The 22,686-nt window shown below is 45.9% G+C and carries 18 protein-coding genes, 1 pseudogene and 1 other annotated feature; of the genes and pseudogenes, 13 read left to right on the top strand and 6 right to left on the bottom strand.

Annotated features, from left to right (window positions below; all coding sequences use genetic code 11):
* The first annotated feature begins 13 nt into the window (after nt 1-13).
* The 5 genes from gcvPA (at nt 14) to A3KS_RS0105595 (ending at nt 6,739) form a co-directional block, all read left to right on the top strand.
* Nucleotides 14-1,360 (top strand): aminomethyl-transferring glycine dehydrogenase subunit GcvPA, encoded by a 1,347-nt coding sequence (gene gcvPA, locus A3KS_RS0105620; protein ID WP_026394083.1) that lies wholly within the window; start codon nt 14-16, stop codon nt 1,358-1,360.
* Entirely contained in the window at nt 1,353-2,813 is a 1,461-nt protein-coding gene (gene gcvPB / locus A3KS_RS0105615; RefSeq protein ID WP_278247300.1) for an aminomethyl-transferring glycine dehydrogenase subunit GcvPB, read from the top strand. Before gcvPA ends, gcvPB begins: the two co-directional genes overlap by 8 nt.
* A gap of 112 nt (nt 2,814-2,925) precedes the next feature.
* Entirely contained in the window at nt 2,926-3,588 is a 663-nt protein-coding gene (gene sdaAB / locus A3KS_RS0105610) for an L-serine ammonia-lyase, iron-sulfur-dependent subunit beta (protein WP_026394081.1), read from the top strand.
* An 8-nt stretch (nt 3,589-3,596) separates the two neighbouring features.
* Nucleotides 3,597-4,472, top strand: coding sequence for an L-serine ammonia-lyase, iron-sulfur-dependent, subunit alpha (sdaAA, locus tag A3KS_RS0105605; protein ID WP_026394080.1), 876 nt, complete (start codon nt 3,597-3,599; stop codon nt 4,470-4,472).
* 322 nt (nt 4,473-4,794) lie between these two features.
* Nucleotides 4,795-5,161 (top strand) — a binding site (T-box leader).
* 57 nt (nt 5,162-5,218) lie between these two features.
* Nucleotides 5,219-6,739: a 2-isopropylmalate synthase gene (locus A3KS_RS0105595; protein ID WP_026394079.1), complete on the top strand. Its 1,521-nt coding sequence runs from the start codon at nt 5,219-5,221 to the stop codon at nt 6,737-6,739.
* A 101-nt stretch (nt 6,740-6,840) separates the two neighbouring features.
* Here the strand turns inward: A3KS_RS0105595 and A3KS_RS0105590 are convergent, their stop codons facing one another.
* Entirely contained in the window at nt 6,841-7,281 is a 441-nt protein-coding gene (locus A3KS_RS0105590) for a winged helix-turn-helix transcriptional regulator (RefSeq protein ID WP_026394078.1), read from the bottom strand.
* A gap of 266 nt (nt 7,282-7,547) precedes the next feature.
* Here A3KS_RS0105590 and A3KS_RS0105585 point away from each other — a divergent pair, with 266 nt between their 5' ends.
* Nucleotides 7,548-8,807 (top strand): Glu/Leu/Phe/Val family dehydrogenase, encoded by a 1,260-nt coding sequence (locus A3KS_RS0105585; protein WP_026394077.1) that lies wholly within the window; start codon nt 7,548-7,550, stop codon nt 8,805-8,807.
* Nucleotides 8,808-9,121: 314 nt separating this feature from the next.
* Nucleotides 9,122-9,751 carry a DUF3786 domain-containing protein gene (locus A3KS_RS0105580; RefSeq protein WP_026394076.1) on the top strand — a complete coding sequence of 210 codons (630 nt, stop codon included), beginning with the start codon at nt 9,122-9,124 and terminating at the stop codon, nt 9,749-9,751.
* Between the two features lie 208 nt (nt 9,752-9,959).
* On the opposite strand, the gene A3KS_RS0105575 is transcribed toward A3KS_RS0105580, so the two are convergent.
* The 3 genes and pseudogenes from A3KS_RS0105575 to A3KS_RS22390 form a co-directional block, all read right to left on the bottom strand.
* Nucleotides 9,960-10,352, bottom strand: coding sequence for an AraC family ligand binding domain-containing protein (locus A3KS_RS0105575; RefSeq protein ID WP_026394075.1), 393 nt, complete (start codon nt 10,350-10,352; stop codon nt 9,960-9,962).
* Between the two features lie 104 nt (nt 10,353-10,456).
* A complete protein-coding gene (locus tag A3KS_RS22395; RefSeq protein WP_026394074.1) occupies nt 10,457-11,197 on the bottom strand; it encodes a helix-turn-helix domain-containing protein in 741 nt (246 codons plus the stop codon).
* Between the two features lie 143 nt (nt 11,198-11,340).
* Nucleotides 11,341-13,650, bottom strand: a pseudogene (locus A3KS_RS22390) (methyl-accepting chemotaxis protein).
* A gap of 278 nt (nt 13,651-13,928) precedes the next feature.
* Here A3KS_RS22390 and A3KS_RS0105560 point away from each other — a divergent pair.
* Together A3KS_RS0105560 and A3KS_RS0105555 are read left to right on the top strand one after the other, a co-directional pair.
* Nucleotides 13,929-14,381 (top strand): MarR family winged helix-turn-helix transcriptional regulator, encoded by a 453-nt coding sequence (locus A3KS_RS0105560; RefSeq protein WP_423219237.1) that lies wholly within the window; start codon nt 13,929-13,931, stop codon nt 14,379-14,381.
* On the top strand, nt 14,382-15,845 hold the full coding sequence (locus A3KS_RS0105555; RefSeq protein WP_026394072.1) for an MFS transporter: 1,464 nt from the start codon (nt 14,382-14,384) through the stop codon (nt 15,843-15,845).
* Nucleotides 15,846-15,853: 8 nt separating this feature from the next.
* Here the strand turns inward: A3KS_RS0105555 and A3KS_RS0105550 are convergent, their stop codons facing one another.
* On the bottom strand, nt 15,854-16,465 hold the full coding sequence (locus A3KS_RS0105550; RefSeq protein ID WP_026394071.1) for a LysE/ArgO family amino acid transporter: 612 nt from the start codon (nt 16,463-16,465) through the stop codon (nt 15,854-15,856).
* Between the two features lie 132 nt (nt 16,466-16,597).
* Between A3KS_RS0105550 and A3KS_RS0105545 the strand changes: the two genes are divergently transcribed.
* The 3 genes from A3KS_RS0105545 to A3KS_RS0105535 all read left to right on the top strand — a co-directional run bounded on the left by A3KS_RS0105545 (nt 16,598) and on the right by A3KS_RS0105535 (nt 20,263).
* Entirely contained in the window at nt 16,598-18,043 is a 1,446-nt protein-coding gene (locus A3KS_RS0105545; RefSeq protein WP_026394070.1) for an aminotransferase-like domain-containing protein, read from the top strand.
* A 225-nt stretch (nt 18,044-18,268) separates the two neighbouring features.
* Entirely contained in the window at nt 18,269-19,813 is a 1,545-nt protein-coding gene (locus A3KS_RS0105540) for a histidine kinase N-terminal 7TM domain-containing diguanylate cyclase (RefSeq protein ID WP_026394069.1), read from the top strand.
* Between the two features lie 78 nt (nt 19,814-19,891).
* Nucleotides 19,892-20,263, top strand: coding sequence for a hypothetical protein (locus A3KS_RS0105535; RefSeq protein WP_026394068.1), 372 nt, complete (start codon nt 19,892-19,894; stop codon nt 20,261-20,263).
* 44 nt (nt 20,264-20,307) lie between these two features.
* On the opposite strand, the gene mutM is transcribed toward A3KS_RS0105535, so the two are convergent.
* On the bottom strand, nt 20,308-21,120 hold the full coding sequence (gene mutM, locus A3KS_RS0105530; protein ID WP_026394067.1) for a DNA-formamidopyrimidine glycosylase: 813 nt from the start codon (nt 21,118-21,120) through the stop codon (nt 20,308-20,310).
* 261 nt (nt 21,121-21,381) lie between these two features.
* Here mutM and A3KS_RS0105525 point away from each other — a divergent pair, with 261 nt between their 5' ends.
* Nucleotides 21,382-22,368 (top strand): MBL fold metallo-hydrolase, encoded by a 987-nt coding sequence (locus tag A3KS_RS0105525; protein WP_026394066.1) that lies wholly within the window; start codon nt 21,382-21,384, stop codon nt 22,366-22,368.
* The last annotated feature ends 318 nt before the right edge of the window (nt 22,369-22,686 follow it).

The raw sequence follows: 22,686 nt of genomic DNA, 5'->3' as shown, positions 1-22,686 counted from the left end.
AGGGGGAATAAGAGTGGCATCCTACATATCCAATACCACAGCGCAACAACAAGCCATGCTTTCAGAGATGGGAAACGATTCGATTCAGGAACTTTTTGCCGACATCCCGGAAGCGGTGCGTCTGAGCCGGGATCTGGAATTACCACCGGCTTTATCAGAACTGGAGCTGACCAGCTACATGCGGAAGCTGTCCCAGAAAAACATAAATCTTGATGACACCAGCTGTTTTCTTGGCGCCGGGGCTTATGATCACTTCATCCCCAGCGCGGTGGGTAATCTGATCTCGCGGCAGGAGTTTTATACTGCCTATACCCCCTATCAGCCGGAAATCAGCCAGGGCACCCTGCAGGCAATCTTCGAGTTTCAGTCGATGATCTGTGAGCTGACTGGCATGGACATTGCTAACGCCTCGATGTATGATGGCGCCACCGCGCTGGCCGAGGCAGTCGCCATGGCCTGTAGCCATACCGGAAAAAATGAGGTGCTGATTGCCAACACCGTTCATCCCGAGAGCCGGGAAGTGTTAAAAACCTATGCCCGTTATAAGGGCATCGTGGTGAAAGAGATTGGCTACCACAATGGCAGTATCGATCTGGACGCGCTGGCGGCAGCGTGTTCCGAGCAAACCGCGGCGGTGATCGTCCAGAGTCCCAACTTTTTTGGGATCATTGAAGATCTCGGCCAGGCCGCCGCACTGGCGCACCAGCATAAAGCGCTTCTGATTGCCAGTGTCGATCCGATTTCGCTGGCAATCCTTAAATCCCCCGGCGAACTGGGGGCCGATATTGTCGTTGGCGATGGCCAGTGTCTGGGTAATCCGATCAGTTTTGGCGGTCCGGGTCTGGGTTTCATGGCCACCTCCAAGGCATTGATGCGGAAGCTGCCGGGTCGGGTCGTTGGACAGACCACCGATCTCGATGGCAAGCGCGCCTTTGTGCTGACCCTGCAGACCAGAGAGCAGCATATCCGCCGGGATAAGGCCACTTCTAACATTTGCTCCAACCAGGCCTTAAATGCTTTGGCGGCGACCATTTACATGACCGTGCTCGGCAAGGAGGGGTTAAAAGAAGTGGCTACCCTCTGCCTCAACAAAGCCCATTACCTTTATGATCAGTTGATCAAGTCGGGAAAATTTGCGCCCGTTTTTTCAGCGCCCTTTTTCAAGGAGTTTACCGTGACCAGCAGTTGTGACACCGAAGTACTAAACGAGGCTTTGCTCGCGGATCATGTTATCGGCGGTTATGCTGTGGAGCAGTCGTATCCGGAGTTAAAAAACGGCTGGTTGCTGGCGGTGACCGAAAAACGGACCCGACCAGAAATGGACAGTTTAGTAGAAAAGGCGGTGAACCATTGTGATTAAGAACGAAGCACTGATTTTTGAAAAGTCGGTTCCGGGCCGCAGAACCAGCCTGTTACCGGCCTGCGATGTCCCGGAAAGGGACCTTGGCAGCGTGATTCCGACCGAATTTTTACGGGCGCAGTCCGTGGAACTGCCGGAGGTCAGCGAGGTGGATGCGGTTCGTCACTTTACCGCCTTGTCGAAAATGAATCACGGCGTGGATTCCGGCTTTTACCCGCTGGGTTCCTGTACGATGAAATATAATCCCAAGATCAATGAAGACGTGGCCAGATACAGCGGATTTTCGCGAATCCATCCTTATCAATCAGAAAAAACCGTTCAGGGCGCGCTGGAACTCCTTTATCAAACCGACCGGATGCTGGCGGAGATCACCGGAATGGCCCGGGTATCGCTGCAACCGGCGGCTGGCGCCCATGGCGAAATGGCCGGACTGATGATTATCAAAGCCTATCATCAGCACCGCAGTGACACGAAGCGACAAAAAATCGTCGTGCCGGATTCATCCCATGGCACCAATCCGGCTTCGGCATCAGTAGTTGGTTTCGATGTGATCGAAGTGAAATCCAACGAATCTGGCGGCGTCGACATCCCGTCATTAAAGGCTGTGATGAGTGATGAGATTGCCGGGCTGATGCTCACCAATCCCAGCACCCTGGGCTTGTTTGAAGAAAACATTGTCGAAATAGCCGAGATTGTCCATCAGGCCGGCGGACTGCTCTATTATGACGGGGCCAATATGAATGCCATCATGGGCAAGACCCGCCCCGGTGACATGGGCTTTGATGTGGTGCACCTTAATCTGCACAAAACCTTCAGCACCCCTCATGGTGGCGGCGGCCCGGGTTCCGGTCCGGTGGGGGTCAAAAAAGAGTTGGTGCCCTTCCTGCCGGGGCCGGTGGTGGAACGGGCTGAGGATGCGTATTATTTAGATCATCATCGCCCCTTATCGATTGGCCGGGTTAAATCTTTCTATGGCAATTTTGCGGTAGTGGTCAAAGCCTTTGCCTACATCCGCTCTTTGGGGGCGGTGGGTCTTCGGGAAGCCTCGGAAACAGCGGTGCTCAATGCCAATTATATCCGCGCCAGACTTCAGGATGATTATGAATTGCCCTTCGGCAAGACCTGTATGCATGAGGTCGTCTTCTCGGCCCAGAAGCAGATGAAATTTGGGGTTTCGGCCCTTGACATTGCCAAACGGCTGATTGATTTTGGTTATCATCCACCGACGATTTATTTCCCCTTGATTGTCAAAGAAGCGTTGATGATTGAACCGACGGAGACTGAAAGCAAGGAAACCCTGGACGAGTTTATTGAAGCGATGCGGCAAATTGCCAGAGAAGCCGAAACCAGTCCGGAGCTGCTAAAGAGCGCCCCCCACGATACTATCGTGAAACGGTTGGATGAGGTCAAGGCGGTGCGAAAACCGGTCTTGCGATATGCCAAAGAGGTATAAAGAGGAGTAATCGCTTAAAAAGTAATTTCCGGGGTAAAAAGATAAGACAAATGGATCGCGACAGCACCGATTGGTGTTTAAAACTGGCTGACGCCTGAAGATTGAGGTTGGCATGAATGTATTTGATATTATCGGACCGATTATGGTGGGCCCGTCCTCTTCCCATACGGCCGGTGCGGTGCGGATCGGAAAAATAGCCCGGGCGGTGGCCGGCGGGCAGCCGGCAGCGGTGACCATTGAGCTTTATGGCTCCTTTGCCCAAACCTATAAGGGCCACGGTACCGACAAGGCGATTATTGCCGGGCTGCTCGGGATGGCGCCTGATGACGAGCGGATTAAAGACAGTCTTGAGCTGGCCCGGGAGCTGGGCATGGCATTTAAATTCAAGAAGTCTCACAATAAAGAAGTTCATCCCAACACGGCCCTGATTTCAGCGGTTGATCAAACCGGCAAAAAAACCATCGTCCAGGGATCGTCAGTCGGCGGTGGCCGAATTGTGGTCAACCGGATCAACGAGATCAATGTCAAATTTAACGGCGAATACTATACTTTGCTGGTGCCTCATAACGATACCCCGGGCATGATTGCGGCGGTGACCAATCTGTTGGCGGATCAGGGAATTAACATTGCCGAGATGAATGTGTACCGGTCCCATCGTGGCGGGGAGGCGATGATGGTGATCGAAACCGATCAGGCGGTTAAGGGTGAGCTGGTCAGTTTAATCGAAGCGGTGAACAAGGTGAAAAAGGCTGTCTTAATTAAGCCGATCTATTAGGAGCAAAGATGATAAGTTATGATTCGATACAGGAACTGGTAGACAAGGCGAAAAAAAAGGGGAAAATGATTTCTGAGCTGGTGTTAGAGGATCAGGCCCGGCAAATGGAACAGCCTCAGGAAGAACTCTTTGAGCAGATGCGGGCCAGCCTTCAGGTGATGGCGGATGCGGCTGCTAAAGGCCTTACCGCAGTGAGTAAATCGGCCAGTGGACTCAGCGGCGGCGATGCCAATAAAATGAGACAGTCGGTTGATGCAGGCCGATCCCTTAGTGGTAAGGTGCTCAGTGAAACTCTGGCCAAGGCGCTGGCGATTGCCGAAGTGAACGCCTGTATGGGCAGAATTGTGGCCGCGCCGACAGCCGGTTCCTGCGGGATTATTCCGGCCGTCTTGCTGACCTTGCAAGAAGAAAACGATTTGTCTGAGGAGCGGGTGGTGATGAGTCTTTTTACCGCCGCCGGACTCGGCATGGTAATTGCCAGAAAGGCTAGCATTTCTGGAGCGGAAGGCGGCTGTCAGGCAGAATGCGGCAGTGCCGCAGCAATGGCAGCGGCAGCGGCGGTTGAATTAATGGGCGGCTCCCCCCAAATGTGTGCCCATGCCTGTGCGATGGCCCTGAAAAGTGTACTGGGACTGGTCTGTGATCCGGTGGCCGGGCTGGTGGAGGTGCCCTGTGTCAAACGCAATGCCAGTGGTGCCGCCAATGCTCTGATTGCTGCGGAGATGGCCTTAGCCGGCATTGAGAGCACCATCCCGGTGGATGAGGTGATTGGCGCCATGAAAGCGATTGGTGATGCCATGCCAAAATCATTAAAAGAAACGGCGGAAGGTGGTCTGGCCGATACCCCCACGGCGAAGAAAATCGCCAGGGATATTCTGCGCTGACGCAGGATCGGATAATCAGGGGTCGCAAACAAGCGGGCAATTAGCTTATAATCAAAGATTGACGGGCTTATGCTTGTCGTGAAAAAGTTTGGGAATCCCGGGAAATTAATTACACTAGTTTTCATCTTTCATTAACATATGCTTAAGTAACTGTAAGTTTACAGAGAAAGTTAAGCTTAACAATTTATAATTTGTGAAGTGGAAAAAGTTTCGACATCTTTTTTCACTTCACTATCTTGGCAGCTGTTCATGAAACGGCTGCTTTTTCTTTTTTTGTAGGGTTGACAAACGGGTTTGATTCGTTTATGATAAACAAAATATCAAAAAGATGTTGATGAGGAATAGTAGTTATTGGATGATTTTCAGAGATCTGCTGGGTGGTGTGAAGCAGAAATCAGAAGACGATGAACTCACCTCGGAGTTGCTTGCTGAAATAATGCTGATGAAGTCAGCAAAACTAGGTTAAGACGGAAGCCTACCGTTATAGGGGATGGATATCGGTTTTATTAAACCCGTATTGAAGACACGTATAAAATAGAGTGGTATAGCAGATTTTTCGTCTGTCTCGTTTGAGACAGGCGTTTTTTTATACAAAAATCTTCAGGGTAGTAAAGGGTATCGATAAAGTGCATACAGATCTCTGTATGAATAAGAGTGGTACCGCGGAAAGCTCCCTTTTCGTCTCTGATTGAGATGATAAGGGAGCTTTTTGCATCAACTACTAAATTAATAAAAGGAGAAAGAGTATGTCACGAAAAATTTATGTTTTTGACACCACCTTAAGGGATGGGGAACAGGTACCGGGCGCCAAATTGAATCTGGCTGAGAAGTTGGAGGTCGCTGAGCAGATTGCCGAAATGAAGGTCGATATGATGGAGGTGGGCTTCCCTTCGTCATCCCAAGGCGATTTTGAGGCGGTTCGGGCGATCAGTCGGAAAATCGGGAAAGATGTCTGGATCGCCGCCCTGGGTCGGGCGGTCCAAGCGGATATTGACTGCATTTATGAGAGCATCCGGGCGGCTGAGAATCCGTTGATTCATATTGTCCTGGGCTCATCGGATGTGCACGTCGCCAAGAAATTCAGAAAAACACCGGAGCAGGTTATTCAAATGGGGGTCGGCGCAGTTAAATATGCCCGCAGCCTGCTGCCCCAGGTTCAGTATTCGCTGGAAGATGCCAGTCGCTCAGAGTTTGAGTATCTCTGGCAAACCATTGAAGCGGTGGTCAAGGCGGGGGCCACCATCATTAATGTGCCGGACACAGTGGGGTTTGCCATTCCCGAAGAATTTGGCAAGCTGATCTACCGCATCAATGACCGGCTAAAAAATCTGGACCCCCAGGTGATGCTCAGTGTTCACTGTCATAATGACACCGGTCTGGCCACCGCCAATACCCTGGCAGCCGTTAAAAACGGGGCGGATAAGGTGGAGTGCACCATCAACGGGATCGGAGAGCGAGCTGGGAATACCTCACTGGAAGAAGTAGTCATGGGGATTCAACTGCACGAAGCTTATTATGGCGGACATACCACGGTGGATACCCGGAAAATCTATGAAACCTCGCGGATGGTCAGCGCCACCATGGGGCTGGATCTTCAGGTGAACAAGGCCATCACCGGAGAAAATGCCTTTGCTCATTCCTCGGGAATCCATCAGGATGGGTTGCTTAAATCCAAAGATGTCTATGAAATTATGGATCCGCAAACCATCGGAGCGCCGGCAATGGAAATTGTCCTTACCGCCAGATCCGGTCGGCATGCTTTTATCCACGTTACTCAGCGCCTGGGCTTTGATATCCCCGCGGAATCGGTGGCAGAAATCTACCAGCAGTTTTTGACCATGGCCGATGCCAAAAAAGAAATCTACGATAATGATGTGCTGACCCTGCTGAAAAACAGTGGCGTCCCCAGCCGCGGTAATAGCCGGGAATTATGGCAGCTGGTCGATTATCAGCTGAAGGTGAGCGACGGCTTGCCCTCGGCGACAGTAAAGCTGGCCCGCGGTGACAAAGCTGTGGAAATGAGTCAGAGTGGCGCCGGTGTCATCGATGCCCTTTATGGAGCCATTATGGAAGCCGTTGGGGCGCCGGTTGAACTCATCGATTATCGGATCAACAGCTTAAGCCGGGGCAAGGGGAGTTTGGGTAAGGTCACGGCCCAGATTCGCTGTGATGACCAATTATTCTCGGGAAAAGCCATTGAACAGGATGTGATGCGGGCCAGTGCTCTGGCGCTGATTAATGCGGTCAATAAGATGCTGCTTAAATAAGTTCGGTAGAATGAACCCCAAAAGTCTTCTTACAACCCCTTTTAAAGAGTCACGGGGTATGTAAGAAGACGAGGTAATGCGGCCTAAAGCTCGCTAAGTGCTCACTCCAGCGAAAATTCAATGCCCCGGTGTTCTACCGAAGTCGAAAAGACAATCAGTGTTTTGGTCCGGCCGAATCGTTGCAGTTCGCCGATGAAGCTATCCAATTCGCTGGTGCTGGGGAAAAGAACTTCCAGCAGCATCGAATAATCACCGGTGACACAATTGCATTCAATCACGTTGTTGCAGGTCTGAATGTAGGGATAAAATTCTTTTTTGCAGACCGGCTCCACTTCGAGATTCACAAAAGCTTTAATATGATAACCCATTTTGATGGGGTTTACCACTGCCTGGTAACCACAAATATAGTCGTTTTTTTCCAACTGTTCAATCCGGGAAGAAACTGCCGGGGAGGAAAGATAGACCTGGGCGGCCAGTTCCTTAATTGAGATCCGGCCGTTTTTCTGCAGCAGATTTAATATCTGCAGATCGATGGCATCCAGTAACTTGTTTTTCATAGTTTTAATCTCCTGATATCTTTGAAAATAAATGAAAACAATTATTAATGCAAAAGAGTAGATATTCGTTACAATATTGTAGCATAATTAAATTAAGTTCAAAAGCGAAAAAACTTTTTGAATTAGGTGGATATACTTAAAATAATTAGGTATCATCGATTTACATTGCGTGATTGACAATGTAAAGGCTTTAAGTTTATGATTGTTTTCAGTTGATGTGCCGCAACAATTCATAAACAGGAGATATTTGTATGAGAGAATGTTATGATCCATATTTGAACGTGGTCGATGTAATGACAGAGGCAATGGAAATTGGTGGGATGAATAAATATATGTTTGATATTATTAAAAATCCTCAGCGGGAAACAAAGGTATATTTGCCGGTAGAAATGGATGATGGAACGGTGCAGGTGTTTGAAGGGTATCGGGTGCAGCACTCCAATATCCGGGGACCTTTTAAAGGTGGGATCCGCTTTCATCAGGATTGTAACCTCAATGAAGTAAAGGCCCTGGCAACCTGGATGTCGCTAAAATGTGCGGTGGTCAATATTCCCTACGGCGGCGCCAAAGGTGGGGTGCGGGTCGATCCCAATAACCTGTCCCAACGGGAACTGCGCAAATTGACGAGGCGCTACGCCTTTGCCATCGAACCGCTGATCGGTGCCGATACCGACATCCCGGCCCCCGACGTCAACACCAACTCCCAAACAATGGCCTGGATTCTGGATACCTACAGTATGTTAAAAGGCAAGCCCTGTCCCGGCGTGGTCACCGGCAAACCATTGGAGCTGGGCGGCTCGAAAGGACGGAATTCGGCCACCGGCCGGGGCGTGGCCATCAGTACCAAACTGATTCTGGAACGGGATGGCAAGAAGCTTGAGGATGTTACCGTGGCGATTTCGGGGATGGGTAATGTTGGCGGCAATGCGGCCCGGATCCTCGGACACCGCGGTAGTAAAATAGTCGCCTTAAGCGATGTTTCCGGGGGCATCTACTGTGAAAACGGCCTCGATGCCGATGAAATATCGGAATTCCTGGAGATTAAAGGCAAGCAGTTAAAAGATTATCAGAAAGAGGGGGTCAGCCATATTTCTCATGAAGAAGTACTGACCTGCAAATGTGATGTGCTGATCCCGGCGGCACTGGAGAATCAGATCAATGCTGAAAATGCTGAAAAACTGCAATGCTCCTATATTATTGAAGGCGCCAACGGACCAACCAGCGTGGAAGCCGATGCGCTATTAGAAGAACGGGGCATCATATTGGTACCGGATATCTTTGCCAACAGCGGTGGTGTCATCGTCTCATATTTTGAGTGGGTTCAGAATATTCAGATTTTAACCTGGAATCGGGATCAGGTTAATAAAACGCTGGAAAAGATCATGTCAGCTGCTTTTATCGAGATCCTCGAAGAAAGTCAGCAATCCCAATGTTCCTTGCGGATGGCCGCCTATATCATTGCCTTAAAACGATTGATCTACGCCGAAGAAATCAAAGGAATTTTCCCCTGATCGCTGCTATTTGATCAAGTTTTAAAAGACAGCTTTCTTTTTCAACCTTATTTCAAGGTTCATGGACTAAATTATTAAGGTAATAACATCCACCTCACCCAAAGAAAAAACAGCGGACTTTATATCAGTCGGCTGTTTTTTTGCGGCTTTCAATTTTGTATTGTTTTAGATTGAGGCGGCTATGGTCATTGTTATTGACAAAAGAGAAATAAAAAACTAATATAATTGTTAATACGTTTATATAATGAAGATATTTAGTAGGTGAATGTCAGTTCATCTATTTGCTAAGAGAAAGATAAGAAAGCGAGCATGATATGGAACTAGATAATTACAAAAAAGTATGTGAATATTGGCGACTAAAGGCGCTGGAGTTTGATTATGAAGAACGTTATGCGGCCCTGGGGCTGCCTGGGTACAATCAGAATAATCTACCAATCACTTACTTTGGGGTGGACTACGAAATTAACCGTACCGATGCTAGCATTAGCCGCGTTGATAAACCGGAAGAAGCGTTGGATTTTTATACCCAATCGGCCATTTACCACTTATTTTATTTTTCAAAAGAAGAACCGAAAAATTCCGGCAATTTCATTCCCCTCCACGAACTCCGGGGCGCAGCGCCGTTTAGCCCGGCATTTAAAAAGTCAACGCTGACTCCTTTTGCCAAAACATTTGAAGGCAAAACCCAGCAATTGATTGCGGCTGCAGAAAACCTGGGGTTTGAACGGTTACCAAATTCAGACGCCGGCTTTCAGGCCATGGCGTTTGTCTGCGTGCCAATCCGGTTTTTATTTTGGGATGGCGACGATGAACTGCCCGCCCAGGCAACCATCCTGTTTGACGAAAAAATCACCGATTTTACCCATGAGGAAACCGTCATCGGGATGGGTAGCGATCTGGTAAATCGTCTTTGTGATGCGGCTGGGTTAAAACGGCTTGTATAATGGATAAAAAAGGAAATAAATAAAAAAAACCGGTGAGAAAAATAAATAGCCGATTTGACTTTTCAAGTAAACGACGGAAAACTTATGAATGAATGTGAAAAATGCCCCCAGCGCATGAATCTGCAGGGGCATTTTTTAGAGTGCAAAGCAATTGGTGCGATATCTTTTCTGAAAACTGAAAAATAAATCAGCTAATAGCAAGAACAGGTTAGGATAATGCGGGAAAGAATTTTGCGAATAAATAAAGGCCATCATCACCAGCAACTACTTCGTGTTCGATGCCGGCAGGCATAATGGAGAGGGTACCCGGCAGATAGGGGATGGTTTGTCCCGCATTAACACAGGTTCCGGAACCGCCAATCACTTCATGGGTCTCTAATTGTTTATCGTGAATATGATTCAGGATGCTTTTATTTGCTGCAATTTTCACAAGATGATAACTAAACTGGCCATCCGTATCCTGGGCGGTGACAATGTGTTTTAATTCCACACCTTCAAATGCGGGATGCTGTGTCCACGGAATATCACTGAATTCTTTTGTGTAATTTGGAACCGCCAATACGCCGTTGTTAAAGGTTAAGAAAGTTTCTGATTGGTTCATTTGAAATACCTCGCCTTATTTTAGAATGCACCTATTAATGAGTAAGTGCTTGCTAAAATGAATATATCAAAGTCAGCTCCTGGATGATTGTAAAAAATTGCCCATTAATCCAGAACTTCTAATGAATATATATATTCTGTCGGTGTGATGCCCACTATTTTTTTGAAATATTTTATAAAATGGCTCTGATCATAGAATCCCATTGCCAATGCGGTTTGGGTAACTGTTGATCCGTTTTGGAGAAGTCGCTGGGCTTTTCTGATCCGATTCTGGATCTGAAAACGATGGGGTGATAGACCAATAATTTTTTTAAATTCACGGATCAGATAGTACTTGCTGACAAATATCTTTTGAGACAAGGCATCCAGGGTTATCGTGTCTTCGGGCTGGGCTTCAATAAAATCTTTCGTTTCGGAAATGATTCCGGAGTAGTCATAATCAGGTTGGCGATACATACCATACACCAGTTCCAGCGCAGCTGAAAAAGCGTCAACATGGAGATGATCGAGAACACCATCGCAAATCAAGCGGTCAGCAAGACCGCTGAAAAGAGCGTTGCCATCTTGTAAAGTGTTAGTGGCCAAAAATTCAGTTCCGATACATAAGGTTACAATTGAATATTGATCAGAACAGGGGACGAGTGAATGAACCATATAGGGCGGGATAATGAACAAATCATCGCGGGTGAGTGCATACTTGACGTTTTTTTTCTTCAAAACAACGCTACCAGCAAGGATTAAACCGACCGCGTAAATTGAAATGTGATTATGGTTATCAAAAGAAAGGCAGGAATTATCTAAAAAAGCAAATTCAATTTTATGTTTATCACACTTGTAATATTTCATTAGAATCCACCAAATTGTTCAAACATTTTATTATCCCGTAGTTGATTGAATAATATTGTTAAACATTATATCATGGTATTTCTTTTTTTATACTTATTTATTGCGGTTTAAGGCACTGCTGAATATCGACAAATTACCGTGGATTAGCGTAGCTGAAACTGTTCAATCAGTTGTTTTAATAAAACTGATTGGCCAGATAATTCTTCACTGGCGGCCGCACTTTGTTCGGCAGTGGCCGAATTTTGCTGAACAACCTGGGCAACTTGTTCGACACCCATGTTGATCTGGGCAATTCCGGTGGCTTGTTAGTTGGATGAGGTGGCAATATTACCAATCAGGCTGGTAACTTGGCTAATACCGGTGACAATTTCATCCAGTGCGGCAGCGGTTTCATCGGCAATTTTGGTGCCTTCCTGAACCTTGCTGATGGAACCTTCGATCAGTCCGGTTGTCTCTTTGGCGGCATCGGCACTGCGGGCAGCCAAGGTTCTGACTTCTTCAGCGGCGACGGCAAAGCCCTTGCCATGCTGTCCGGCCCGGGCAGCTTCAACCGCAGCATTTAGAGCGAGAATGTTAGTTTGGAAGGCAATATCATCAATGACTTTAATTATCTTTGAAATATCGTCAGAAGACTTGTTAATGTCGACCATTGAGCGCTGCATTTCAGTCATCTGATGATTGCCCTTATCGGCGTTCTCCATAACTTCCGAGGCCAGTTCTCTCGCCTTGTTTGCGTTGACAGCATTGTTTTTTGTCTGGTCGGCGATTTCTGTGATGGATGCGGTTAATTCCTGAATTGAGCTGGCTTGCTCGGTGGAGCCTTGAGCTAGCGATTGGCTACTGTCAGATATTTGGTCGGCGCCAGCATTAACTTGGTCAGCCGCATTGTTGATGTCACCCAGAAGCGAGTTTAATTTTTTAATAATCGTATTAAGTGAAATGGAAATGGCATTGAAATCGCCTCGGTAAACTCTCATATCATTAATGCTTAAGTTCCCGTTGCCAATTTCTTCAGTCACGGCCGAAATTTCAGTCACGACGGTTTTAAATCGACTTCCCATGGTGTTAACCGACGTTTTTAAGGCGTCAAAACTTCCTTTATAGGTGCCAATTACGGTAGCATTTAGATTTCCTTCGGACATTTCATCCATCGTAGCTGCGACTTCATTGATAGGTTTTGAAATTTTCTCCAGGATACCATTCATGCCCTTAATCAGTTTTTGCCAGGAACCGGCAAGGCGTGTTTCGTCAGCCCGGATCTCCAACTCACCTCTGATTGCTGCCCGGGTAAGCTGAGTTGCATCTTCGATGAGATCACTAATTGAATTCTTTACGCAGATTAAGTTCTTCTCGATGGTCATAAACTGTTCATAAGTAGCATGGGTATATTCATTTGGTTTCTGAATATCCATATTAAAATCCAGATTTCCGACTGACAGGCGTTCTAAGTTTTCTTCTAAACGGAGAACTTCTTTTTTGGTGAAATGGGCCACACTTTCGTTTGGTGTAGTATCGTGAGAGACTTCCAGATAGCCAATCGTTGTGCCTTCTTTATTTAGAATTGCGGTTGTATCCATACGATAGTAGCGGTCGTTGAATTCAAACGGATACTCGATTCGGCCACTTTTTTTGAAGGCCGTGATGCCGCAATTTTCGGTCTGACAGATTTGCAAATTGCAATCGGAGCAAGCTCTGCCATACATGTCTTCTCGTCGTTCGGCAGTTCCGGTTTTTTTCATTAAATCACCCAGTGCTTTATTGAGAAAAGTTATCTGAGAATCAATGTTAACGACTGTAACACGGTATGGCATGGCATCAAGAACCGCCACAAAGAAATCCTTTTCATTCGAAAGCGTTTCCATGGTTAGATTGACCTGAGTGAGAGCATTTTTATAAGCGCCACTCAAATTTTCAGTCAGACTCTTATCAAAATAAGATTCAGATGTCACGCTTTCTGGTAGCGTCATCAGAGAATCAAGTACATTTCGCACTGATTTCTGGATGTGCAGTAAACTATTTCCCATTAGATCTTTTGTTGAGGTTGGGTTTATTGCTACCGATAGGTCACCAGCACCGATGCGATTAGCAATATCTACCTGTGCTTTAATCCGCTCCGCGATTTCAATCAAGGTATAATCTAATTGATCTAACTGATCTCGTGGCTGTTCGGCTTCGTGCACAAGTTCAATATCACCAGCACCGATGCGGTTGGCAATATCGATAAGATGAGAAATCTTTTTAGAGGGCTTTTTTAAACCAAGGACAATCACACCAACGATAACAACTAATCCGAGGGCGTAGATTAAGATCATGCTGTTTTGAATATTTGAAAACTGATCGATGTTTTGGTTTAAAAAATACAAAGAAAAGCCAACAGTTGCAAAAAAAATCAAAGCAACAGGTAAAACAACCGTCAACAGGATCGTTGACAGCAAACTCTTTTCATGATTCATTCTTAACTCCTTTTGATAGCGTATTAAATTAATTTAAACAGTAATTCTGTATTCGCTTCACCACTTTCCTATGAATGATTATACCGCTGATCTATACTTGTATAGTTGCTGTTACTCTTCACAGCATGGGTATTCAATCGAATCTGTTTACTAACATTCAACATTATAGCTGATCATTTTAGTAAATTCAATCTAAATTTTTGTTAATTTTCGAATAACAAGTTGACAACTCAACAAAAAGAATTTATAATAACGTTGACTAGTCAATGATAGAAGGAGTGAGTGAATTGGAAATTGAAAACATGCATTTTATTATGCTCAATAATAAAATATTCAGAAACAACCAGATTCAATTGGATAAGGTGATGAAAAAATATGGCTTAAGCAGTGGTTCAATGCCCTATCTTTTCATTTTAGAAAAAAGCGAGGGTGTCAGTCTCCATCAGCTTAGCCGAAAAATCGGTAATGACAAGGCCATGACCACCCGCACCATTAAACGGCTGATCGAGCTGGAATATGTTTATAAAGTAGGAAAAGATGGGGATTGTCGGGCCTATCAATTATTTCTGACCGAAAAAGCCAAAGCGGTGTTACCTAAGATGCACGAGGAAATTCAGGAGATCGTGGACTTAATCTCAATGGATTTATCGCCGGAAGAGAAGGCCGTGACCCTGGCAGCGATGAAAAAAATTTTTATGCGAACCCAGCAGCTAAGAGTCGAGGAGGAATAAATGGAAAAAACGTATGAGAAAAATAAATGGCCAATTCTGCTAATTGTGGTGATGTCCACCTTTATGGCCACTCTGGACAGTAGTATTGTCAATGTCGCTCTGCCCCAGATGGCCCGGGCGATGGATGTTGATACATCTCAGATTCAGCTGGTGGTGACCAGTTATCTGATTGTTATTGTGGGGATCATTCTGATCTTTGGAAAACTGGGGGATATGCTGGGTAAGACCAGGATCTTTATCTTCGGTATTGCACTGTTTACGCTGGGATCGCTGCTTTGTGGGATCACCAGTTCCTTTCCGGTGCTGATTGGCGCCCGGATTATTCAGGCGGTTGGTGCCGCGGCAACGATGGCCAATAATCAGGGCATCATTACCCAGGTTTTTCCGGCCACTGAGCGAGGCAAGGCTCTGGGTTTAACCGGCACATCCGTGGCATTGGGATCGCTGGTTGGTCCCGGTTTGGGCGGAATCATTGTGGGTGCCTCCAGCTGGGAGTATATCTTTCTGATCAATGTTCCGGTGGGCGTAGTAGTTTTATTTTTTGCCGTCAAGTTACTGCCGCGAAGCAACAAAAAGGCCACAGATCGGCTGGATGTTCTGGGTGCGGCATTGTTTATGTTCAGTATCGTACCATTATTTGTGGCCCTGGGGCAGGTACCCAGTCTGGGCTTTGCCAATCCGCTGATATTAACCGGTTTTGTTGTGTCAATCGTATCATTTATCGCGTTTATCGTGGTTGAACAAAAACGTCAGAACCCTCTGATCCCATTGGATATATTTAAAAATAAATTATTTTCACTGAGCATATTTTGCGCCTTTATTACCTTTGTGGGGCTTTTCTGCAACAGCATTATCCAACCATTCTATCTTCAGGATGTGATGGTATATAGCCCGGAACAGGCGGGGCTGATCATGATGATTTTTCCGTTGATTCTAACCGTGCTGGCACCTGTCAGCGGTCATGTATCCGACAAAATCGGATCGGAATTGTTAACCTTCATCGGACTGCTGCTGATCAGTATGGGTTTATTTTTGATGTCCACCCTGACGGAACAGTCTACCCTGATGACCATGGTTAGCTTTATTGTCGTCCTATCAGTAGGGATGGGCTTGTTTCAATCGCCTAATAATTCCCTGATCATGTCCACCGTGGGCCGGCATCAGCTGGGAATTGCCGGGAGTATCAATGCCTTGGTCCGAAATATGGGCATGGTCTGTGGGATTGCCCTGGCCACCACCCTGCTTTACGGCAGTATGAGTGGGGAGCTGGGTTATCGTGTGACCGATTATGTAGCAGGCCAGAATGGCGCCTTTATTAACGGGATGAGAATCGTTTATATGACGGCGGCAGTGATCTGTCTGTTTGGCGCCATTTTGACGCTGTTGCGATTGATCGGAAAAAAGTCCCGGACCCTGGACAAGGCTATGATACCGAAAAATGACATAAAGACTGGCCCGGAATGAAGTAAACCTTAAAAAACCATCTGGATCAGTTTCACCATCAGTCCCAGGCCATAAATTATAATAATGCCGCCGCAAGCCAGATTAATATAACGCAAAACCCGACCTTGGATCAAATTTCCAGAATAGGAGACGACCAGGGCGAGACCGGTGAACCAGATCAACGAGGCAGAAGCCACGCCGATGATAAAATGCAGAGCCTCATTTACCGGCAGGGAGACACGGAAAGCGCCAAGCATCATGGTTCCGTCAATCAGCGCCTGGGGATTGAACCAGGTCACCACAAAGGCCGAAACAACCATCTTAGGAAAGGATAAGGCTGCAGCTTCTTCCGTTTTTTTTTCAGCTTTGGCGAGGAGCAGCGAAATACCAATATAAGTGACGATCAAACTGCCGAAAAACAGCACCAGCTCCCTCAACCAGCGATAGTAGTCCATTATCGCCCCGATGCCGTAGAAACAGGAAAAGGCCAAAGCCACATCAAAGAGTGTCACCGTCAGCCCAACTATAAGAGCTTGCCGCCGGCTGTGGGCCAGGGCGCCATTTATCACAAACATATTCTGCATCCCGATGGGGGCGACATAAGCCAATCCCATGATGATGCCCTGTAAAAAGTATTGCATAAAAACTCCTTATCATTTTCTGAGAATTATTTTTTCTGTTATAATAAGACCATGTTTATCATAAATAAAAATTGGCGTTTTGTCACCGGCCATATGATATCTTTAGACCAACCAAAAGGAGCCGCACAGAGTATGAATAAAAAGCAGACCTGCACCTTTGAGTGGTTGCCTGACCGTAGTTCCAGGATACCGATCTACCGGCAGATCATTCTCTTTATTAGTGCCCAAATTCAATCCGGGGCCTGGGAAGTCGGTTCTCAGTTGCCTTCCCAGCGGGATTTGGCCGCGAAAATGGGGGTCAATCGGAGCACCATAACCACGGTCATGGATGAGCTGACCGCCGATGGAATAATCGAAAGCAATTTTAAGGGCGGTACCCGGATTATCAGTAACACCTGGGCACTACTGCTATCCGAAAACAGCATCTGGAATCGCTATGTGAATCTGGGCAGCTTCAAGTCCAACCACGCGATGATTCAGGCCATTAATCGACTTGAATTTACCCCCGGAATCCTCCGCCTGGGAACCGGCGAACTGGATCCGGCCCTTTTTCCTGGAGAACTATGGAAAAAAGCAGTAAAGTCATTGGAAAACATCCAATCCCTGAATTATCTGGAAGCCTCTGGTTTGTATCAGTTACGCTGCGCGATTGTCCAGCATGTCAAAAAATTTGGTATCCTGGCAACGCCTGACCAGGTGCTGATTACCTCGGGATCCTTACAGGCACTGCAACTCATCTCAGTCTGTATTCTTTCCGCAGCTTCAGTGGTCTACACCGAAGCGCCAACCTATCTGAAATCCTTGCAGATTTTTCAGTCAGCGGGAATTAGCTTGGAAAGTATTCCGATGGATGAGGAAGGAATCTTGCATCACCGGATTCCTGGTAAGGATAGCCGAACCCGAATCCTCTACACCATTCCAACCAACCATAATCCCACTGGAATCACGATGTCGCAGCGACGCAGACAGGCGCTCTTTGAATACTGTGCCGGCAATCGCATTCCGATTATTGAAGATGGGGCTTATGAAGAATTATATTTTGATAATCAGTCCCCACGGCCCATTAAACAAATGGATCAGAATGGTAATGTGATTTATCTGGGTACGGTTTCAAAAACCCTTTCACCGGGTTTGCGAATCGGTTGGGTGATTGCTTCGGAGCCGATTATCAATCGTCTGGGGGATGTCAAGATGCAAATGGATTATGGTGCCAGTTCGGCTTCACAATGGATTATGACCGAGTTTCTGAATACCGGCATGTATGAACAGCATTTGGATCAAATCAGAGCCGCTATGAAAAACCGCTGTGACCACGCGGTCCGGATGCTCAGGCAATATCTGGGCGATCAGGTATCCTTCAGAACGCCGACCGGCGGTTTTTATATCTGGCTACGCTTCAATAAAAAAATACCCATGCAAAAATTATTTGAAGAAGCCGTGAAAGTCGGGGTTTTGCTCAATCCCGGAGACATCTATGATTACGCCCCGACAAATGCCCTGCGGATCTCCTATTCATACCTGAGCTGTGAAGAATTTGAGGAAGCCGTGAAACGATTAGCTGGTATTATCAAAAGGTAGTTTGAACTTGAGTACAATTACCAGTTGTCATCGCGTTCGACCCTGGGCAATTGGCTGCGCAAAGACTTTTCATTTCTTGTGCTTTGTTGTTTTTTAAAGTATAATTCATCTTGATTAGAAGGCCAATTAGGGGCTTTATGAGTACGATTAAAAAAAACAATATTACGATAGGCAAAGGGATTATCAAATAAGTGCTGTTTGATATAGCGGTCTAAGAGGTGAAGAATGATCATTAAGTTTGTCAGTATCTATCTATTCATTGGAGTTTTGCTTCTTTCGTTTATGTTTGTTAATTCCTTTATGCGAGGTAAATCCAGTTATGCCAAGGCTTTTGGGGCACTCAGTTTAACACTGCAAGTCTACCTGCTGGGATATTTGCTGGAGATTAACGCCAGTTCACTCCCGGAAATGTATTTCTGGAATCAGATCCAGTACTTAGGAATTCCTTTTTTTCCGGCGCTATGGTTGGTTGTGAGTATGTTGTATACCGGCAAGGGAAAATATCTGCAGGGGTTTAGAGGGCTCGTTGTCTTTGCCATCCCATTGATCACTTTTTTTCTGCGGCTAACCAACGATTGGCATCATTGGTATTACAGTCAAATTGAACTACAGCAATTTATGGGGGTCACCTATATGCTCTTGACCAAAGGCCCCTGGTATTTTGTTCAGACCGCCTACGTGCTGATTGCACTGGTTTTATGCACATTGTTTTATTTTCAACGCTATCGAAACAGTACCGGCGATGAAAAAATTCAGTTTAGATTACTGCTTTTAGCGTCAGTGTTACCATACCTGGCATTAGTGTTGGTTACTGTGAATGTTGGCGGCATCGGTATTGACTATACGGCGTTAATCCTTCCGCCGTGTATTTTATTGCTTTATTTGTCGTTGACACGATACAATTTTCTGGAAATTAAAGACCTGGCCCGGGAACGGGTTTTTGAAGATAGCAGGGCTGGCCTGATCCTCGCAAATCGTTTTTATCGGGTTGTTGATTTTAATGACGCCAGCATAAACTTCTTTCGGTGGTTTAATGCTTCAATCAAAGAAGCGCAATTGGAATTCCTGTTAAAGGAGCATCAGGATCTATGGGCGTGCATCAGAAATTCAGAAGATCGGGTTTTTCACTTTCTGGTTGAAGGTGAAGACCGGTATGTTAATATCGATACGCGCATCGTTCAAAATATAAAAGAAACGGTTGGATATCTGATTACCTTTGAAGATGTGACCGAGCGCGAATGTTTGAAGCAGCGATTGACTGAAATCGCCAATACCGATGAACTTACCGGTCTCAATAACCGTCGTCGTTTCAGGGAGGGCGCGGAAGAAACTTATCAGCAGGCCCGGCTCTGCCACGAGGACTTAGCCGTGTTGATGATGGATATTGATTTCTTTAAAAAAGTAAATGACTCTTATGGGCATCACGGCGGTGATGCGGTTCTGCGTGATTTCGCAGCGATGCTTCGGGAGACCTTTGGCGGAACAGATGTTGTCGGTCGGATCGGCGGCGAAGAATTTGCTGTGGTGATGTTAAAAACTGATGCTGAGAGAGCTTTTGATAAAGCAGAAGATTTCAGAAAAGCGGTAGCAGAAAAGACCATTATTTTTGGGGAGAAGCGTATCTGTGTCACCGTCAGTATTGGCGTTGCCGAGCTCAATGATGCAATAACTGATTTTGACGCATTGATAAACCGGGCTGACCACGCCTTATATCAGGCTAAGCATTCGGGAAGAAATCGAACGGTTGTCGAGAATCAGAAGCAACCTTGAATAAGTCAAGGTGGGGCAGCTTTTTTGTGTGAATAGCCTAAAAAGCAAAGAACGATTTGAACTAATTGAGGTAAGGTTATGAAAATAAAAATAAATATGTTATTTCTTTCCATTGGGATCGTGCTGTCAGTGATTTCGAAACTGCTGCAGTTTGCATATCAAGCGAAAATTGGTGACTTAATTGTTTTGCCGGCAGCGGTATTTTTTGTTCTGGCGATCTTGCACTCATTAAATGACTTTAAAGCCCTTTATCTTACACCTCAAGGGGCCAGCCAGGCCAATATAATGGCGACCCTGGCTTGTGGGGCGGTGGTATCCTTTCAGATTATGATGATCCTGATTATTGGGAATAACAATCAGCTGGGATTTTTCTTTGTGGTGCCTTTCATTGCAATGGGGGCCTTCTTTGTATACCTGTGGTTCCAAATTATCGTGAAGCCAAAAGGCTGATAGCAGGAATAGAGTGATCCCTGCGGCGATCTTTCCGATGGCGTTTAACCCTTCTTTTTTTGGCACGTCGAACAATAATAGGTACCTCGGCCGCGAACCATTTCCTTGGTGATGGGGCCATTGCATATCTGACAAATTTTTTGGGTATGAACCTGTAACTGCATCTGAAACAAGCCGGTAATGCCATTGGCATCAAAAGAGTGAATCGTTGTTCCGCCCTGAGCAATGGCCTGCGCCAGAATTTCTTTCGATACGGCGATTAATTCGACAACTCGCTTTTTACTGAGGCGTTTCCCGGGGGTGGTAGGATCGATTTTCATTGTAAAACAGATTTCATTGGCGTAAATATTACCGATTCCAGTCATAATGGTTTGATCAAGCAGCAAGGTTTTAATCGGCAGATTGCTCTTATGTATTTTGGCATAGATCGCATTAGGATCGGCGTTCCATGGTTCGGGTCCAAGCTTGCAAAGCGGTAAATCGTGGCGATAGGTTACTTTATTCACCAGTTCTAAGCGACCAAATTTACGGGTGTCCTGATAGCGTAATTCGGTACCATCACTAAAGACAAAGGTAAGATGTTCATGTTTGTTTAGCGGTTTGGAAGCGTCGACAATATTATATTTGCCTTCCATCCGTAAATGAGAAATAAAGGCATCCTGATCCAAAATAAAGACTAAATATTTCCCCACCCGATCGATATCCCGGATGGTTTGGCCGGTTAACGCGGTCACAAACGTATCCGTATTCCCGGAGACGATCTTATCGTAATGAACCCGGATTTCCGTAATTTTTTTGCCAATAATAAAATTCTTTAACGTTCTTCGAACGGTTTCGACTTCTGGTAGTTCTGGCATAACTTTTCACCTGCTTTAATGAATATTATTTTTGAGTATCTTCCTTGAGTATACACCAACTGAAACCATCGCGGCAAATAGAAAAAGAAACATAACAAACGAAAGGTCCTCAAATTATTGAGAACGCAATTTTCAATGTCATAGTCTTAAGCGAATAGCCTATCTGGCGATTTTATATTATAATAAGAAGCAAATGAATAATTTGCAAACAGAAAACGGTATGACTAAAATAATACCTGATTAATAGTTTTGAGGAGCCTTATGATCGAAAGAATCTGTGAAAAACCTGAAATTTATAACATCCATATCCCATTGCCGAATAATCCGCTGAAAAACCTGAACTGCTATGTGATGAAAACCACTGCCGGTAGTCTGGTGGTGGACACCGGTTTTGCTAAACAAGAATGCCTTGATGCGTTGACCGCCGGCCTGCGGGAGCTCAATGTTGATATGGATCATGCCACCTTGTACATTACCCATTTGCACGCCGACCATACCGGTCTGGTGGACTGTATCCGGACGGATCAGACCCGGGTCATCATGGGTGCCGAAGATTATAGCTATATGGGGAAAATCTTTAACGATGAGATCTGGCCGGAATATAATCGTCGTCTGATTGAAGAGGGCTTCCCGAAAGCCGATATTCTGACCCAGAAAAAAGAAAACCCGGTGGTCATCTACGCACCGAAAGAGATATTTGCTGCCGAGCCAATCAAAGCTGGCGAAAGCTTTTTTATCGGCGATTACGAATTTGAATCAGTGTCAACACCCGGGCACACACCGGGAAATACCTGTCTATATCTGAAAAAAGAAAAAATTATGTTTACCGGTGATCATGTTCTGTTTGATATCAGTCCCAATATTACCTGCTGGCCATTTGTCAGAAATTCGCTGGAAGATTATTTGATCAGTCTTGATAAAATAGCCGGCTATGATATTGACCTGGCCCTGCCGGCCCATCGAAAGCATGAGATGGATGTGTATGAACGGATTGCCCAACTGAAAAATCATCATGTTAAGCGGCTCCAAAACATCTTTGAAATTGTTAAAAAGAAGGATTATCAAAATGCCTATGAAATAGCCGGGCAGCTTAGATGGTCGCTGCGGGAAAATACCTGGCAAACCTGTCCGATTCGGCAAAGATGGTTTGCAACCGGTGAAACCTTGTCCCATCTGGACTATCTGGTTCAGATGAACCGGATTATCAAAGTAAAAGATGGCGATTTGTTTGTGTATCGCGCAAAATAAAGATAGTTTTATGATTTTTTACCCCGGCTTGGTCCGGGGTTTTTTATGGTTTGCGAGGCATGTTGCCGAGCTAATGGTCTGAAAGAAGACCTGTCACCTGGCTAATTGGGAAGACAAGCTGTAAGCAAGGGCGTTTCCGGCGACGGAAGGGTCTGAAGGAAGCTGATGGCGGTTGTTGGAACGGAACGCAAGTGAACCAGTGATGGTATATATGAAGGATAACCTTTCCAAAAGTGGGGACGTCCGAAAATTAGCTGAGTCATATATATTGAGATGGTCGTTTTAACAACAAGCGGAGCAACTTAACCTCGGAAGTAC

It is taken from the genome of Acetobacterium malicum subsp. dehalogenans DSM 11527, assembly GCF_000472665.1.
Classification (GTDB): Bacteria; Bacillota; Clostridia; order Eubacteriales; family Eubacteriaceae; genus Acetobacterium; species Acetobacterium malicum.
The sequence above is the reverse complement of the archived record's forward strand: the minus strand, read 5'-3'. Positions and strand labels throughout refer to the sequence as shown.

Bases quoted from the DNA above. Each gene is read 5' to 3' on its own strand.
- sdaAB (WP_026394081.1), top strand. From the start codon at position 2,926: ATGAATGTATTTGATATTATCGGACCGATTATGGTGGGCCCGTCCTCT.
- sdaAA (WP_026394080.1), top strand. From the start codon at position 3,597: ATGATAAGTTATGATTCGATACAGGAACTGGTAGACAAGGCGAAAAAA.
- A3KS_RS0105595 (WP_026394079.1), top strand. From the start codon at position 5,219: ATGTCACGAAAAATTTATGTTTTTGACACCACCTTAAGGGATGGGGAA.
- A3KS_RS0105585 (WP_026394077.1), top strand. From the start codon at position 7,548: ATGAGAGAATGTTATGATCCATATTTGAACGTGGTCGATGTAATGACA.
- A3KS_RS0105580 (WP_026394076.1), top strand. From the start codon at position 9,122: ATGGAACTAGATAATTACAAAAAAGTATGTGAATATTGGCGACTAAAG.
- A3KS_RS0105575 (WP_026394075.1), bottom strand. From the start codon at position 10,352: ATGAACCAATCAGAAACTTTCTTAACCTTTAACAACGGCGTATTGGCG.
- A3KS_RS22395 (WP_026394074.1), bottom strand. From the start codon at position 11,197: ATGAAATATTACAAGTGTGATAAACATAAAATTGAATTTGCTTTTTTA.
- A3KS_RS0105555 (WP_026394072.1), top strand. From the start codon at position 14,382: ATGGAAAAAACGTATGAGAAAAATAAATGGCCAATTCTGCTAATTGTG.
- A3KS_RS0105550 (WP_026394071.1), bottom strand. From the start codon at position 16,465: ATGCAATACTTTTTACAGGGCATCATCATGGGATTGGCTTATGTCGCC.
- A3KS_RS0105545 (WP_026394070.1), top strand. From the start codon at position 16,598: ATGAATAAAAAGCAGACCTGCACCTTTGAGTGGTTGCCTGACCGTAGT.
- A3KS_RS0105540 (WP_026394069.1), top strand. From the start codon at position 18,269: ATGATCATTAAGTTTGTCAGTATCTATCTATTCATTGGAGTTTTGCTT.
- A3KS_RS0105535 (WP_026394068.1), top strand. From the start codon at position 19,892: ATGAAAATAAAAATAAATATGTTATTTCTTTCCATTGGGATCGTGCTG.
- mutM (WP_026394067.1), bottom strand. From the start codon at position 21,120: ATGCCAGAACTACCAGAAGTCGAAACCGTTCGAAGAACGTTAAAGAAT.
- A3KS_RS0105525 (WP_026394066.1), top strand. From the start codon at position 21,382: ATGATCGAAAGAATCTGTGAAAAACCTGAAATTTATAACATCCATATC.